Raw genomic sequence first — 13,653 nt, 5'->3', positions numbered from 1 at the left:
CGTACATTATTAACGGGCATCATGGACACAAAACGCATTCCGCAAGCCACGTCGCCCCTGGCCGCGTGGCTTTCTTATCTGGAAAACCTGCACAGTAAAACCATCGATTTGGGCCTTGAGCGCGTAAGCCAGGTGGCGGCGCGTCTTGATGTGCTCCGTCCCGCGCCGTTTGTCTTTACCGTTGCCGGAACCAATGGCAAAGGCACGACCTGCCGCACCCTGGAATCTATCCTGCTGGCTGCGGGTTATCGCGTCGGCGTTTACAGTTCGCCACATCTGGTGCGTTACACCGAACGCGTGCGCGTACAGGGCGATGAGCTGCCCGAGAGCGCACATACTCATTCGTTTGCCGAAATTGAAGCGGTGCGTGGCGATATTTCGCTGAGTTACTTTGAATACGGCACCCTGTCGGCGCTGTGGCTGTTTAAACAGGCGCAGCTCGATGTGGTGATCCTCGAAGTCGGCCTTGGTGGTCGCCTGGATGCGACCAATCTGGTCGATGCCGATGTCGCCGTTGTCACCAGCATTGCGCTTGATCATACCGACTGGCTGGGGCCGGATCGTGAAAGTATTGGCCGCGAAAAAGCGGGGATCTTCCGCGCCGGGAAACCGGCGGTGGTGGGCGAACCGGACATGCCGTACACCATTGCCGGGGTGGCGCAGGAAAAAGGCGCGCACCTGCTGCGTCGCGGCGTGGACTGGCAGTATGAGGTGGGCGCTGATAGCTGGTGTTTTCGCGATGCGCAGGGCGAGCTGAACGGATTGCCGCTACCGCAGGTGCCTCAGCCGAATGCCGCAACGGCTGTAGCCGCGCTGCGCGCCAGCAAGCTGGCGGTGAACGAGCAGGCTATCCGCGACGGTATCGCCGGGGCGATTTTACCCGGACGCTTCCAGATTGTGAGCGAGTCGCCGCGTCTCATCCTCGATGTCGCGCATAATCCTCACGCGGCAGGCTATCTTGCCGGGCGTCTTTCCGCACTACCGAAAACCGGGCGCGTGCTGGCGGTGATTGGCATGCTGCATGATAAAGACATCGCCGGAACGCTTGCCTGTCTGGAGCCGGTGGTCGATAGCTGGTATTGTGCCCCTCTGGAAGGGCCGCGCGGTGCGACAGCGGAACAACTGCTGGAACATCTGCAAACCGGTCGTGCATGGCCGGATGTCGCGCAGGCCTGGCAGGCGGCAATGGCAGACGCCGACGCCTGCGATACCGTGCTGGTGTGTGGCTCGTTCCACACGGTGGCGCATGTCATGGAAGCGATGGAAAAAGCGGGGAGAACCGGTGGCAAGTAAGTTTCAGAACCGTTTGATGGGTACCATTGTGCTGGTCGCGCTCGGGGTGATTATTCTCCCCGGGCTGCTCGACGGGCAGAAAAAGCATTACCAGGATGAGTTCGCGGCAATTCCGCTGGTGCCGAAACCCGGCGATCGCGATGAGCCCGATATGATGCCTGCGGCAACGCAAGCGTTACCGGCGCAGCCGCCGGAAGGGGCTGCTGAGGAGGTGCGTGCCGGGAACGCGGCAGCGCCATCGCTGGATCCGTCGCGCCTGGCGGTGAACGGCAGCCCGGACCCGGAAGTGAGCAGTACGCCGGCAGAACAGCCAAAGCCAAAACCGGTCGAGAAGCCGCAACCAAAACCGCAACCGCAGCAGCAGGCGCAACCGCCAGCCGCGCGTGAGCAGCAGACGGCGGCCAGCGACGCGCCGGCGAAAGCGCAGGAAGATAAATCCGCGCCGACCGGTAAAGCGTATGTGGTGCAGCTGGGCGCGCTGAAAAACGCCGATAAAGTGAATGAAGTGGTGGGCAAATTACGTGGCGCGGGGTATCGCGTTTACACGTCGCCGACAACGCCGGTTCAGGGTAAAATCACCCGCATTCTGGTGGGACCGGATGCATCACGGGACAAGCTAAAAGATTCGCTTGGCGAGCTTAAACAGATCTCGGGTTTAAGCGGCGTCGTCATGAACTATAGCGCGAATTAATGGCCCAACCTTGCCTCACTTGTTGAGGTAAGCGGGCGAGGGAAGCCAGTAATTACTACGCCCGAAGAGGCCAAAGTTCCGATGGCGTTGAATATTTTTTCAGCGCCATTTTTATTTCCGCGCGGGAAGGAAATCCCTACGCAAACGTTTTCTTTTTCTGTTAGAATGCGCCCCGAACTGGACGACAGGGCGTAAAATCGTGGGACACATATGGTCTGGATTGATTACGCCATCATTGCGGTGATTGGTTTTTCTTGTCTGGTAAGCCTGATCCGCGGCTTTGTTCGTGAAGCGTTATCGCTGGTGACATGGGGCTGTGCTTTCTTTGTCGCCAGTCATTACTACACTTACCTGTCTGTCTGGTTCACGGGCTTTGAAGACGAACTGGTGCGCAATGGCATCGCCATCGCGGTCCTGTTTATCGCGACGCTGATTGTTGGCGCTATCGTTAACTATGTGATCGGTGCGCTGGTGGAGAAAACCGGCCTGTCGGGTACTGACAGGGTGTTGGGGATCTGTTTTGGCGCGCTACGCGGCGTGCTGATCGTCGCCGCCATTCTGTTCTTTCTGGATACCTTTACAGGCCTGTCGAAAAGTGACGACTGGCAGAAGTCGCAGCTTATCCCGCAATTCAGCTTCATCATCAGATGGTTCTTTGACTATCTGCAAAGCTCGTCGAGTTTCTTGCCCAGGGCATAAGCCCTGAGATGTGGCTTAGAGTTTGGTGTATTAGGCTATTTTACTCGCCATTTTGAACCTGGGCAGTGCTCACAATCCTCGCGTACTACGTGTACGCTCCGGTTGTTGCGCACTGTCCGTGTTCAAACTGTTTTCGACAATTACGCCTACTAAACCAAACTCTTAACGAGGAAAAGACGTATGTGCGGTATTGTCGGTATCGCCGGTTTTATGCCGGTAAACCAGTCGATTTATGACGCGTTGACGGTGCTTCAGCACCGTGGGCAGGATGCTGCGGGCATCATCACAATTGATGCCAATAACTGTTTCCGTCTGCGTAAAGCAAACGGCATGGTGAGTGATGTATTTGAAGCCCGCCATATGCAGCGTATGCAGGGCAATATGGGTATTGGTCACGTACGTTATCCCACGGCGGGCAGCTCCAGCGCTTCAGAAGCGCAGCCTTTTTACGTTAACTCCCCGTACGGCATTACGCTTGCGCACAACGGCAATCTGACCAACGCGCATGAGCTGCGTAAAAAGCTGTTCGAAGAGAAGCGTCGCCACATTAACACCACCTCTGATTCTGAAATCCTGCTCAATATCTTTGCCAGCGAGCTGGATAACTTCCGCCACTATCCGCTGGAAGCAGACAACATTTTTGCCGCCATTGCCGCGACTAACCGCCAGATCCGCGGTGCGTACGCTTGTGTGGCAATGATCATCGGCCACGGCATGGTTGCGTTTCGCGACCCGAATGGCATCCGTCCGCTGGTGCTGGGCAAACGCGAGATCGGCGATGGCCGCACCGAGTATATGGTCGCCTCTGAAAGCGTGGCGCTGGATACGCTGGGCTTCGAATTCCTGCGTGATATCGCGCCGGGCGAAGCGGTATATATCACTGAAAAAGGCCAGTTGTTCAGCCGTCAGTGCGCGGACAACCCGGTCAGCAACCCGTGCCTGTTCGAATACGTTTACTTTGCACGCCCGGACTCCTTCATCGACAAAATTTCCGTCTACAGCGCGCGTGTCAACATGGGCACCAAGCTTGGCGAAAAAATTGCCCGCGAGTGGGAAGATCTGGACATCGACGTGGTGATTCCGATTCCGGAAACCTCCTGCGATATCGCACTGGAAATCGCCCGTATTCTCGGCAAACCGTACCGCCAGGGGTTTGTGAAAAACCGCTATGTTGGCCGCACCTTTATCATGCCGGGCCAACAGTTGCGCCGTAAGTCTGTGCGCCGCAAACTGAACGCCAACCGTGCCGAGTTCCGCGATAAAAACGTGCTGCTGGTGGATGACTCCATCGTGCGCGGCACCACTTCTGAACAGATTATCGAGATGGCGCGTGAAGCGGGCGCGAAGAAGGTTTATCTCGCTTCTGCCGCCCCGGAAATTCGTTTCCCGAACGTCTACGGTATCGACATGCCAACGGCAAATGAGCTGATTGCCCACGGTCGTGAAGTGGACGAAATTCGCCAGATCATCGGCGCTGACGGGCTGATTTTCCAGGATCTTAACGATTTGATTGACGCGGTGCGTGCCGAAAACCCGGATATTCAGCAATTTGAATGCTCAGTATTTAACGGTGTCTACGTCACCAAAGATGTCGATCAGCAATACCTCGATTATCTCGACTCTCTGCGTAATGACGATGCCAAAGCAGTGCAGCTTCAGAACGAAGTGGAAAGTTTAGAGATGCATAACGAAGGTTGATCCTTCCGCGCCCCTCGCTCTGAGGGGCGCAATCTGTTGCAACGCCCTCTATAATCAGGCAAAGTTCGTGCGTGCAAAAAGGGGCAACAATCATGAAACGACTCATTGTGGGGATCTCTGGCGCCAGCGGTGCCATCTACGGCGTGCGCTTGCTGCAGGTGCTGCGTGACGTGGCGGAAGTGGAAACCCATCTGGTTATGAGTCAGGCCGCCCGACAGACCCTCTCTCTGGAAACCGACTACTCGCTGCGCGATGCGCAGTCGCTGGCGAACGTGGTGCATGACGCGCGCGATATCGCTGCCAGTATCTCTTCCGGCTCGTTTAAAACCGCAGGCATGGTGATTTTGCCATGCTCGATCAAAACCCTTTCCGGCATTGTGCACAGTTATACCGACAGCCTGCTGACGCGTGCGGCGGATGTGGTACTCAAAGAGCGCAGACCCCTGGTGCTGTGCGTGCGTGAAACACCGTTGCACCTTGGGCACCTGCGTTTGATGACGCAAGCGGCGGAACTGGGAGCGGTAATTATGCCGCCGGTTCCGGCGTTTTATCATCGCCCGCAGAGTTTGCAGGAGGTGGTTGATCAGACGGTTAACCGCGTGCTGGATCAGTTCGATATTGAATTACCCCACGACCTTTTTACCCGCTGGCAAGGGAGCGATGTCGCAAAATAGTGCGTCGCTTACCGGCATGCGCTTTTTTGGGGCAATTCTGCAAGCGCGATCATATCCTCAACATTTAATCCTCTTTTCGCTGTGTTAGCACTGCGGTTCGTTCAGCAGAGCTGCTATCTTTCATCATTAAGTAAGTTTGCAACGTTTTATTAACATATTTAACGCGGTGTTTTTTAACGCCCGGGAAAGTGGCATAAGACGTGCAAGGTAACTGTCAGCAACACACACAACACAACGTAATACAAAATAAAAACAGAACACTTGAGGGTAATGTATGAAGAAGACGGTTCTCGCTCTGTCTTTACTGCTGGGCCTGTCGGCGACGGCCAGCGTTTATGCAGCGCTTCCCCAGACGGTACGCATCGGTACGGATGCGACCTACGCGCCGTTCTCATCGAAAGATGCGAAAGGGAACTTCGTGGGTTTTGATATCGATCTCGGCAATGAAATGTGCAAACGCATTCATGTGAAATGCACCTGGGTGGGCAGCGATTTCGACGCGCTGATCCCGTCGCTGAAAGCGAAAAAAATCGATGCCATTATCTCTTCTCTGTCGATTACCGAAAAACGTCAGCAGGAGATCGCCTTCTCTGACAAGCTCTACGCCGCAGATTCCCGCCTGATCGCCGCTAAAGGCTCGCCGATTCAACCGACGCTGGAGTCGCTGAAAGGCAAGCATGTTGGCGTGCTTCAAGGCTCAACGCAGGAAGGTTACGCCAATGACAACTGGCGCAGTAAAGGCATTGATGTGGTGGCTTATCAGAACCAGGATCTGATTTATTCTGATCTCGCCGCAGGTCGTCTGGACGCTGCGTTCCAGGATGAAGTCGCCGCCAGCGAAGGCTTCCTGAAACAGCCCGCCGGGAAAGATTTTGCTTTTGCTGGCCCGTCAGTAAAAGACAAAAAATACTTTGGTGACGGCACCGGTATCGGCTTGCGTAAAGATGATACCGAGCTGAAAGCCGCTTTCGACAAAGCGTTTGCCGAACTGCGCAAAGACGGCACCTACGACAAACTCGCCAAGAAATACTTCGACTTTAACGTCTACGGCGATTAAGACTGGCCGACCCGTTATGCCGGGTCAAAAGGGAAAACTGTGCCATGCCGGAAAATCGGCATGGTGCAGAGATACGGTGAATGCTCCAGAACAGTGCGTCGAATGCTTCGTAATGGTGCATGAGTGCATAATTAAGCATTCAGAATGCAAATAAAAGCCATTGGACAGCCATAATTTTTTGCCTTAACGGGGCATAAAGTGGCACGATAGCGGCATCGTATTGTGATGAGAATTCCCTTAGGGAAGACAGTCTGTTGAGGATAATGATGAAAAAACTGGTGTTATCTCTTTCTCTGGTGCTCGCTTTCTCCAGCGTTTCCAACGTGTTCGCCGCCATTCCGCAAAAATTACGTATCGGTACCGATCCGACCTATGCGCCATTTGAATCGAAGAATGCGCAGGGGGAATTAGTGGGTTTTGATATCGATCTGGCAAAAGAGCTCTGCAAACGCATTAATACGCAATGTGTGTTTATCGAGAACCCACTCGACGCGCTGATCCCGTCTCTGAAAGCGAAAAAAATCGATGCCATTATGTCGTCGCTCTCCATTACGGAAAAACGCCAGCAGGAAATTGATTTTACCGACAAGCTCTACGCGGCAGATTCCCGCCTGGTGGTAGCGAAAGATTCTGATGTTCAGCCGGAGCTGGACAAACTGAAAGGCAAACGCATTGGCGTACTGCAAGGCACCACGCAGGAGACCTACGGCAACGTACATTGGGCGCCGAAAGGCGTGGAAATTGTCTCCTATCAGGGGCAGGACAATATTTACTCCGACCTGACCGCAGGCCGTATAGACGCCGCGTTTCAGGATGAAGTGGCCGCCAGCGAAGGTTTCCTGAAAACCCCGCAGGGCAAAGCCTATAAGTTTGGTGGTCCTTCCATTAAAGACGAAAAACTGTTTGGCGTCGGTACCGGTATGGGTGTGCGTAAAGGCGACACCGAACTGCGCGACGCGCTGAACAAAGCCTTTGCAGAGATGCGCGCTGACGGGACTTACGAAAAGCTGGCGAAGAAATACTTTGATTTTGATGTTTACGGTGGTTAACACCACGCGTGATTAACGTGCGGCCCCTCCCGCTGCGGGAGGGGAAGAGACACGGCAACACCACACACGACAGGACTGGCTGCATGCTGTACGGGTTTTCTCAAGTTATTTTACAAGGCGCGCTGGTCACGCTGGAGCTGGCTCTCAGTTCCGTGGTGCTGGCGGTGCTGATTGGCCTTGCGGGCGCGGGAGCGAAGCTCTCGAAAAACCGGTTTCTCGCGCTGATCTTTGAAGGCTACACCACGCTTATTCGCGGTGTACCGGATCTGGTGCTGATGCTGCTTATTTTTTACGGCCTGCAAATTGCGCTCAATGGCATTACTGATGCGCTGGGTATGGAACAGCTGGATATTGATCCGATGGTGGCGGGTATCATCACGCTCGGCTTTATCTACGGCGCCTATTTCACTGAAACTTTCCGCGGTGCTTATATGGCGGTGCCGAAGGGGCACATTGAAGCCGCAACCGCCTTCGGTTTTACCGGTCGTCAGACTTTCCGCCGCATCCTGTTTCCGGCGATGATGCGTTACGCGCTGCCGGGCATTGGCAATAACTGGCAGGTGATCCTCAAAGCCACTGCGCTGGTCTCGTTGCTGGGGCTGGAAGATGTGGTTAAAGCTACTCAGCTCGCCGGGAAAAGCACCTGGGAGCCTTTCTATTTCGCCATTGTCTGCGGCGTCATTTATCTCATTTTTACAACGGCTTCCAATGGCGTACTGCTTCTGCTCGAACGTCGCTACTCGGTGGGTGTGAAGAGGGCTGACCTGTGATCGAGATTATTCAGGAGTACTGGAAATCCCTGCTGTGGAGCGATGGCTATCGCCTGACCGGCGTGGCTATCACGCTGTGGTTGCTGATCTCCTCGGTGGTGATGGGCGGCGTGATGGCGGTGTTTCTGGCTATCGGGCGCGTTTCCAGCAACAAATTTATCTGTTTCCCGATTTGGTTATTCACCTATGTGTTTCGCGGCACGCCGTTGTATGTGCAGTTGCTGGTGTTCTACTCCGGGATGTACACGCTGGAAGTGGTGAAGGGTACCGAACTGCTGAACGCCTTTTTCCGCAGTGGCCTTAACTGTACGGTGCTGGCGCTCACGCTCAACACCTGCGCCTATACAACCGAGATTTTCGCCGGGGCGATCCGCTCTGTGCCGCACGGTGAAATTGAAGCGGCGCGCGCCTACGGTTTCTCCTCGTTCAAAATGTATCGCAGCATTATCCTGCCCTCGGCGTTGCGCATCGCGCTGCCCGCTTACAGCAACGAGGTGATTTTGATGCTGCACTCCACCGCACTGGCATTTACTGCCACCGTGCCGGATCTGTTGAAAATTGCTCGCGATATTAACTCTGCGACCTACCAGCCGTTTACCGCGTTTGGTCTTGCCGCAGTGCTGTATCTGATTATCTCTTATGTGCTGATAAGCCTCTTTCGTAAAGCGGAAAAGCGCTGGCTTCAGCATATGAAACCTTCTTCGACGCACTGAGAACACGATGTCTGAGAATAAATTAAACGTTATCGATCTACACAAGCGCTACGGCGAGCATGAAGTGCTGAAAGGGGTGTCGTTGCAGGCGAACGCTGGTGATGTGATTAGCATCATTGGCTCCTCCGGCTCCGGTAAAAGTACGTTTCTGCGCTGCATTAACTTTCTCGAAAAACCGAGCGAAGGCTCGATTGTGGTTAACGGACAGAATATCAATCTGGTGCGCGACAAAGATGGCCAGTTAAAAGTCGCCGACAAAAACCAGCTGCGTCTGCTGCGTACCCGTCTGACGATGGTGTTCCAGCACTTCAATTTGTGGAGCCATATGACGGTATTAGAAAACGTCATGGAAGCGCCCATTCAGGTGCTCGGTCTGAGCAAGCAGGAAGCCCGCGAACGTGCGGTGAAATATCTGGCGAAGGTCGGCATTGATACGATGCAGCAGCAAAAATACCCGGTGCATTTATCCGGTGGTCAGCAGCAGCGCGTCTCCATTGCCCGTGCGCTGGCGATGGAGCCGGAAGTGTTGCTGTTTGATGAGCCCACTTCGGCGCTGGATCCGGAACTGGTGGGCGAAGTGCTGCGCATCATGCAACAGCTGGCGGAAGAGGGGAAAACAATGGTGGTGGTGACCCATGAAATGGGGTTTGCCCGCCATGTTTCCACGCACGTTATCTTCCTGCATCAGGGCAAGATTGAAGAGGAAGGCACACCGGATGAATTATTCGGCAATCCGAAAAGCCCGCGTTTGCAGCAGTTCCTCAAAGGTTCGCTGAAATAAAGTGCCTTAACGGGAAGGTGGCGAGACAGGCCACCATCCCTGCGGGATGCCGTTCGCTGAGATAAAACGATAGTGGGTAAACACGACGCCCCTGGCGCTGACGCGTTTTTCCAGCTGCACTTTCTGTGCGCCGGGCACAACGATGGCATCGCGCGTGCACAGCTCAATCGGACGCTGAAGCCACTCGTCATAGAAACGTAACCCGGCTTCGCAGTGCTTACTCTTACTTACCGGTGGACCAGGGTGACCAATCGAGAAAGCCACTTCACTGTGCACCATCTCGTTTGCGCTATAGCGCACCCACGCTTCCGGCACATTCCACAACGTCATCTCTGCGAACAAAACAAGGCCCAAAAACGTCAGCAGCCGGGTTTTATTGTGGGTGACTTTTTTCCTGCTACACCATGTCGCTAATAACGCCACCAGCACGGCAATTGCCAGCATCACCCGCGTGTCGGGCGCGCCCGCTTGCAGGTAGACTTTATGGCTAAGCCTGCTGGCAAACAGTATCCAGATAATCCAGGCGGTAAACAGCACCAGATAAAGCCAAAATCGCGTTTTGCCGGATTTCATCCCGTCCGTATCCCTCTCTTTTAACGTGCCTGTCAGCGCCGCGTGTAAGCCTTATTTTTCACGCCGGTAAACCCAGTCGTCATAATACTCGCCATGGAGCAGATACACTTTTTCCAGCACTTGTACGCGGGTAAAACCGCTCTTTTCCAGCACCCGTACGGAACCCTGATTGTCCGCCAGTACCCATGCATTCAGCGCATTCACTTTACCCTGTGAAAAGACGTAATCGCAGAGCGCTTGCAGGGCTTCGGAGGCGATGCCGCGCCCCTGGGCTGCTGGCGCAACCGAATAACCAACATCGGCTTCGTGTGGGTTATGCTGGCTGATACGCAGGCCGATATCGCCAACCGCGCTGTGTTGGTCACGAATGATAAAGGCGTTGCTGTCCCGCAGGCGATCGTCAAACAGGGTGCGGATTTGTGCCCTTGAGGCGATTTCGGCCATATAGCGCATCACGCTGTCGTTTGAACGCAGCTGCAGAAAAAACGGCCAGTCGGATTCCTGAAATGAAGAGAGCGTAAAGCGGGGCGTGTGCAACGTCATGAAATCGCCTTTGCGGTGGTAAGGCGCTTTAGCTTACCACCGCCAGCGACGTACGGATGCCACGAAAATTAGGAGGGAACCACATCCCCCAGCGCCTCTTCCAGATCGTACCAGCGGAAGGCAAAACCGGCGGCTTCGAGGCGTTTTGGCAACGCGCGTTGACCGCCAAGCACCAGCACCGCAGATTCACCCATCATCAGGCGCACGGCAAACGCCGGGGCGCGCATGATGGTTGGGCGGTGCAACACATGACCGAGCGTATGCGAGAACTGCTCATTACGAACCGGATAGGGTGAAACCATATTGAACGGCCCGCGCAGATCGTTATCCAGCAGCCAGAGTATGCCATTAACCATGTCGTCTATATGGATCCACGCCAGATACTGGCGACCATCACCAATCGGGCCGCCAAGGCCAAGACGAAACAGCGGCAGCAGCTTAGCGAGAATGCCGCCTTTCGGTGCGAGCACCACGCCTGTGCGCAGCAGGCAAACCCGGGTGCGATCGCTTTGCGCTTCACAGGCGATTTGCTCCCAGCGGGCGCACAGCTTATGAGTAAATTCGTTGTGGGGCGGCTCTTCCTCTGTGACCACCACTTCACCGAGATCGCCGTAGTAACCGGAAGCTGAACCGGAAATCAGCACCTGCGGCGGTGTGTCACTGGCGTTGATCAGATCGGCTATCCGCTGGGTTATCTGCCAGCGGCTGTTGCACAGACGCTGTTTTTGCTCCTCGCTCCAGCGCTTATCGGCAATGGGCTCACCGGCCAGATTGATCACCGCATCGACATCATCCAGGTTGCTCAGCTCGTTCAGCCCTTTTAACAGGCTGACGCGTGCATCAAGCAACTGTTGTGCTTTGGCGGGGTTGCGCGTTACCACCGTCACACTGTGTTTTAGCTCCAGCAGGCGGGGGATCAGATGACGACCAATCAGGCCAGTTCCGCCGGTAATCAGTATCTTCATGCTTCCCTCCAGGATGTGTGTGCTTTTCCTCAGCATATGTGACTCAGCAAAACCCGCATGCGATGGCGGGCACATTTTGCATCAAATTTTTCAGCAATGTGAAGAGGTTACCCGCAATGCTTATACTTGTTGCGCCTTCTGAAGCGCCCGCTCAGTCGCCGGGCGAGTGCGAATGCGCTCAAACCAGTTAAATACCGCCGGGTAATCCTCCAGATCGACGCGCTGGCGTGCGTGGGCATTGATCCACGGCCAGGCGGCAATATCGGCAATGCTGTAATGCTCGCCTGCCAGCCACGGTACGCGTTCAAGACGCTTATTCAGCACCTGATATAAACGCTGGGTTTCTACCTGGTAGCGCTCAATAGCATAGGGCACCGGCTGCGGCGCAAAGTGGTTAAAGTGGTGGTTCTGTCCGAGCATTGGCACCAGCCCGCCAACCTGCCAGAACAGCCATTGCAGCGTAAGATGGCGCTCGCGGAGTTCACCGCTAAGCAATTTCCCCGTTTTTTCCGCCAGATAAAGCAGGATCGCCCCGGATTCGAATATGCTAAGCGGCGCACCGCCGTCGGCGGGCAGATGGTCGACAATGGCGGGAATTTTGTTGTTAGGTGAGATAGTCAGAAAATCGGGGCGAAACTGATCGCCTTTGCTGATATCCACACGGATCAGGCGATATTCCAGCTCCGCCTCTTCCAGAAAAAGCGTTATTTTATGACCGTTTGGTGTGGGCGCAAAATAGAGGTCTATCATCAAAGCTCCCGTTAAGCGGAAAAGAAACGTCTGAGTTTGAGTATAGGTGTTACCTCTGATGCGTGAACTTTCATCAAGTGACAGGGCGCACAGGACGTTATATTTTGAAGAAAAATCCCAACTACTGAACGAGGATGTTATGAGCGAACCGGCTATTACCTTATGGTCTGACGCAGAGTATTTTTCCCCGTATGTGCTGTCGGCCTATGTCGCACTACATGAAAAAGGACTGCCCTTTACCCTGAAAACCGTTGATCTCGATAGTGGTGCGCAACGTGCGCCAGACTGGCCGGGTTTCAGCCTGACACAACGTGTGCCGGTGCTGGAGATTGAAGGGTTTGAGCTCAGTGAATCCACGGCGATTGATGAATATCTGGAGGAGCGCTTCGCTCCGCCGGAGTGGGAACGTATTTATCCGCTTGATCTGCAAAAACGTGCGCGCGCCCGGCAAATTCAGGCCTGGCTGCGCAGCGATTTGATGCCTATCCGCGACGAGCGTTCGACAACGGTGGTGTTTGCCGGTGCCAAAAAAGCGCCGCTCAGTGCTGCCGGGCAGGCGAGCGCCGCCAAGCTGTTCGCGATTGCCGGTGAGCTGCTGGCGCACGATAAACCGAATCTGTTTGGCGAATGGTGTATCGCTGATGTTGACCTGGCATTGATGCTGAATCGGCTTGTGTTGAACGGCGACAACGTCCCGGAGCGGCTGGCGGATTACGCTACCTTCCAGTGGCAACGCTCGTCGGTCCAGCGCTTTGTTGCACTTTCCGCTAAGCGCGCGGGCTGATAAGCCCGACAACTTCCGTTATTATGGGGCGTTTTCTTCCACATGAGGTGCAGTGATGAAACTGATGTTTGCATCGGATATTCATGGGTCGTTGCCCGCGACGGAACGCGTACTGGAACTGTTCGCGCAAAGTGATGCCCGCTGGCTGGTGATCCTTGGCGATGTGCTGAATCACGGCCCGCGCAATGCCTTACCAGAAGGCTACGCGCCAGCGCAGGTGGCGGAACGTTTGAACGAACAGGCCAGCCGGATTGTTGCCGTGCGCGGCAACTGCGACAGTGAAGTGGATCAGATGCTACTGACGTTCCCGATTACGGCGCCCTGGCAGCAGGTTTTACTGCCTGAACGCCGCCTTTTTTTGACGCACGGTCATCTCTTTGGGCCGGATGACGAGCCGCCGCTGGCGGCGGGCGATGTGCTGGTCTATGGTCATACGCATATTCCGGTTGCTGAGAAACGAGGTGATATTTTCCACTTCAACCCCGGTTCGGTCAGTATCCCAAAAGGCGGGTTCGCGGCCAGCTACGGCATGCTGGAAGAGGACGTATTGCGCGTTATCACACTAAATGATCAGCGGGTTATTGCGCAGATCACGATTAATCCGTAAGTTACC

At 54.9% G+C, this 13,653-nt stretch carries 16 protein-coding genes; 12 read left to right on the top strand and 4 right to left on the bottom strand.

Features of this window, described 5'->3' with window-relative positions; genetic code table 11:
- The first annotated feature begins 21 nt into the window (after positions 1-21).
- The 10 genes from folC to hisP all read left to right on the top strand — a co-directional run bounded on the left by folC (position 22) and on the right by hisP (position 9,425).
- Positions 22-1,293: a bifunctional tetrahydrofolate synthase/dihydrofolate synthase gene (gene folC / locus DFO56_RS13920; protein ID WP_045513048.1), complete on the top strand. Its 1,272-nt coding sequence runs from the start codon at positions 22-24 to the stop codon at positions 1,291-1,293.
- Positions 1,283-1,984, top strand: a complete 702-nt coding sequence (gene dedD / locus DFO56_RS13915) for a cell division protein DedD (protein WP_045513045.1) — start codon at positions 1,283-1,285, stop codon at positions 1,982-1,984. The genes folC and dedD overlap by 11 nt, the downstream gene beginning before the upstream one ends.
- A 210-nt stretch (positions 1,985-2,194) precedes the next feature.
- Positions 2,195-2,683, top strand: coding sequence for a colicin V production protein (cvpA, locus tag DFO56_RS13910; protein ID WP_020454555.1), 489 nt, complete (start codon positions 2,195-2,197; stop codon positions 2,681-2,683).
- Positions 2,684-2,863: 180 nt separating this feature from the next.
- Positions 2,864-4,381, top strand: a complete 1,518-nt coding sequence (gene purF / locus DFO56_RS13900; RefSeq protein ID WP_017458622.1) for an amidophosphoribosyltransferase — start codon at positions 2,864-2,866, stop codon at positions 4,379-4,381.
- 92 nt (positions 4,382-4,473) lie between these two features.
- Positions 4,474-5,055 (top strand): UbiX family flavin prenyltransferase, encoded by a 582-nt coding sequence (locus tag DFO56_RS13895; protein ID WP_020454554.1) that lies wholly within the window; start codon positions 4,474-4,476, stop codon positions 5,053-5,055.
- A gap of 274 nt (positions 5,056-5,329) precedes the next feature.
- Entirely contained in the window at positions 5,330-6,112 is a 783-nt protein-coding gene (gene argT / locus DFO56_RS13890; RefSeq protein WP_017458620.1) for a lysine/arginine/ornithine ABC transporter substrate-binding protein ArgT, read from the top strand.
- 266 nt (positions 6,113-6,378) lie between these two features.
- Positions 6,379-7,161: a histidine ABC transporter substrate-binding protein HisJ gene (hisJ, locus tag DFO56_RS13885; protein ID WP_017458619.1), complete on the top strand. Its 783-nt coding sequence runs from the start codon at positions 6,379-6,381 to the stop codon at positions 7,159-7,161.
- Positions 7,162-7,244: 83 nt separating this feature from the next.
- On the top strand, positions 7,245-7,931 hold the full coding sequence (locus DFO56_RS13880; RefSeq protein WP_045513041.1) for a histidine ABC transporter permease HisQ: 687 nt from the start codon (positions 7,245-7,247) through the stop codon (positions 7,929-7,931).
- A complete protein-coding gene (locus tag DFO56_RS13875) occupies positions 7,928-8,644 on the top strand; it encodes an ABC transporter permease (protein WP_020454550.1) in 717 nt (238 codons plus the stop codon). The genes DFO56_RS13880 and DFO56_RS13875 overlap by 4 nt, the downstream gene beginning before the upstream one ends.
- 7 nt (positions 8,645-8,651) lie before the next feature.
- Complete coding sequence (gene hisP / locus DFO56_RS13870) at positions 8,652-9,425, top strand: histidine ABC transporter ATP-binding protein HisP (RefSeq protein ID WP_017458616.1); 774 nt, start codon at positions 8,652-8,654, stop codon at positions 9,423-9,425.
- Between the two features lie 6 nt (positions 9,426-9,431).
- Here the strand turns inward: hisP and DFO56_RS13865 are convergent, their stop codons facing one another.
- From DFO56_RS13865 to yfcG, 4 genes are all read right to left on the bottom strand, one after another.
- Positions 9,432-9,998 (bottom strand): hypothetical protein, encoded by a 567-nt coding sequence (locus DFO56_RS13865; protein ID WP_045513038.1) that lies wholly within the window; start codon positions 9,996-9,998, stop codon positions 9,432-9,434.
- Between the two features lie 51 nt (positions 9,999-10,049).
- Entirely contained in the window at positions 10,050-10,541 is a 492-nt protein-coding gene (locus DFO56_RS13860; protein WP_045513033.1) for a GNAT family N-acetyltransferase, read from the bottom strand.
- Between the two features lie 68 nt (positions 10,542-10,609).
- Positions 10,610-11,506 carry a TIGR01777 family oxidoreductase gene (locus tag DFO56_RS13855; protein ID WP_045513030.1) on the bottom strand — a complete coding sequence of 299 codons (897 nt, stop codon included), beginning with the start codon at positions 11,504-11,506 and terminating at the stop codon, positions 10,610-10,612.
- A 120-nt stretch (positions 11,507-11,626) separates the two neighbouring features.
- Entirely contained in the window at positions 11,627-12,256 is a 630-nt protein-coding gene (gene yfcG / locus DFO56_RS13850; protein ID WP_045513028.1) for a GSH-dependent disulfide bond oxidoreductase, read from the bottom strand.
- A gap of 139 nt (positions 12,257-12,395) precedes the next feature.
- On the opposite strand from yfcG, the gene yfcF reads away from it, so the two are divergent.
- Together yfcF and yfcE are read left to right on the top strand one after the other, a co-directional pair.
- On the top strand, positions 12,396-13,040 hold the full coding sequence (yfcF, locus tag DFO56_RS13845; protein ID WP_045513025.1) for a glutathione transferase: 645 nt from the start codon (positions 12,396-12,398) through the stop codon (positions 13,038-13,040).
- Positions 13,041-13,095: 55 nt separating this feature from the next.
- Positions 13,096-13,647, top strand: a complete 552-nt coding sequence (gene yfcE / locus DFO56_RS13840; protein WP_045513021.1) for a phosphodiesterase — start codon at positions 13,096-13,098, stop codon at positions 13,645-13,647.
- Positions 13,648-13,653 lie beyond the last annotated feature (6 nt).

The organism is Kosakonia sp. AG348 (genome assembly GCF_003337365.1).
Taxonomy (GTDB): Bacteria; Pseudomonadota; Gammaproteobacteria; order Enterobacterales; family Enterobacteriaceae; genus Kosakonia.
This window is presented reverse-complemented; position numbering and strand designations above follow the sequence as displayed.